The sequence below is a fragment of the Pseudomonas sp. B14(2022) genome, from assembly GCF_012030485.1.
Classification (GTDB): domain Bacteria; phylum Pseudomonadota; class Gammaproteobacteria; order Pseudomonadales; family Pseudomonadaceae; genus Aquipseudomonas.
Window position 1 is genome coordinate 1 of sequence record NZ_JAAUVM010000071.1, and the last position, 236, is coordinate 236.

A 236-nucleotide genomic window follows, 5' to 3' on the forward strand; every position below is an offset into this window, starting at 1 on the left:
CAGATCTTTGAGCCTCTGGATTTCTCGTTGATCAGCAGTAATCGCCTTGGCCCCTACCGGGGTCGAGCCCAAGCGTTCTTTTTGCACTTGATCGACCCAGCGGCGCAGTGCTGTGGGGCCGATATCCAGGGTGGCACAGACTTCGGTAACCGGCTGACCTTCATCCAACACCATGCTGGCAGCCTTGAGCTTGAACTCACTCGAATAAGATTTACGCATATCCAAACACCTCAGAT

General features: G+C 53.8%; 1 protein-coding gene. It reads right to left on the reverse strand.

Annotation, left to right across the window (positions count from 1 at the left end):
• A partial coding sequence (locus HCF10_RS31050) for a transposase (RefSeq protein WP_167657097.1) occupies nucleotides 1–219 on the reverse strand: 219 nt, incomplete at its 3' end.
• Nucleotides 220–236 lie beyond the last annotated feature (17 nt).